At 67.6% G+C, this 1,344-nt stretch carries 1 protein-coding gene and 1 pseudogene; both read left to right on the top strand.

Annotated elements, in window-relative coordinates; translation table 11 throughout:
- The coding region (locus tag ACN675_RS29160) for an AAA family ATPase (RefSeq protein WP_420754115.1) at positions 1 to 1,072 on the top strand (1,072 nt) is incomplete at its 5' end.
- A 31-nt stretch (positions 1,073 to 1,103) separates the two neighbouring features.
- Positions 1,104 to 1,344: pseudogene (locus ACN675_RS29155) on the top strand (signal recognition particle-docking protein FtsY); the annotation flags it as partial.

Raw genomic sequence — 1,344 nt, 5'->3', positions numbered from 1 at the left:
CCGCGACACCCTCACCCGCCAGCGTGCCGAGCGCACCGAGCAACTCGACCGCGTCAAGGAACTGGTCCGCGACCTGACGGCACAGCGTGACCAGCTCACCGACGCCGTGCACCGCGACGAGGTGGCCCGCGCGCAGGCGGCGTTACGGATCGAACAACTCGAACAGACCATCCTCGAGCAGCACGGCATCGGCCTCGACGACCTGATCGCGGAGTACGGCCCCGATGTCCCGATGCCGCCCAGCCCGCTGGAGATCGCCGAGTACGAGCAGGCCCGCGAGCGCGGCGAACAGGTGGTCGCACCCCAGCCGGTCCCGTACGACCGGGCCACACAGGAGCGCCGCGCCAAGCGGGCGGAGAAGGACCTGGCGACGCTCGGCAAGGTCAATCCGCTCGCTCTCGAGGAGTTCGCGGCGCTCGAGGAGCGCTACAACTTCCTGGCAACCCAACTCGAGGATGTCAAGAACGCCCGCAAAGACCTGCTGTCGGTGGTCGCGGAGGTCGATGCGCGCATCCTGCAGGTGTTCACCGAGGCGTACGCCGACGTGGAACGCGAATTCGAGCAGGTCTTCGCGAAGCTGTTCCCCGGCGGTGAGGGCCGGCTGGTGCTCACCGACCCGTCCGACATGCTCACCACCGGTATCGAGGTGGAGGCGCGGCCACCGGGCAAGAAGGTCAAGCGCCTGTCGCTGCTGTCCGGTGGCGAGAAGTCGCTGACGGCGGTCGCGATGCTCGTGGCGATCTTCCGCGCCCGGCCGTCCCCGTTCTACGTCATGGACGAGGTGGAGGCAGCCCTCGACGACACGAACCTGCGTCGTCTCATCGGTCTGTTCGAACAGTTGCGGGAGAAGTCGCAGCTGATCGTGATCACTCACCAGAAGCCCACCATGGAGATCGCCGACGCGCTGTACGGCGTGAGCATGCGCGGCGACGGAATCACCCGGGTGATCTCACAGCGGCTGCGAGGCCGGGACGTGGGCGGTCAGGATGTGGGTGGTCAGGACGTGAACGGGACCGACACGGACGTCGCCGAGGAGAACGCCACGGGCGGTGATCTCGTTCCCCGCGCCTGAAACCCGCGGTCGGGCCTGACAGTATGGGTGCGTGAGTACCGCAGCCTGGATAATCATCGCGGCCGTCTTGGCGGTCGTCCTCGTCGCACTCGTCGTCGGTCTGACGCTGTACCGCAGGCGGCAGGTGTCGCTGACCTCGACGCCGACCAAGGAGATCGAGGTCGAACCCAAGGACCGATCCGGTGGGTACAAGGCCCAGAGCGGGTTCTCCTTCAGTCAGGGTTCGACCGCGACGGCGCCGAAACCCGTCGAACGGCCGGCGCCTGCACCAC

The organism is Rhodococcus sp. O3, from assembly GCF_048897285.1.
Lineage (GTDB): Bacteria > Actinomycetota > Actinomycetes > Mycobacteriales > Mycobacteriaceae > Rhodococcus.
Note: the sequence above shows the minus strand (reverse complement) of the source record. Positions and strands in the feature narration are given on the sequence as shown.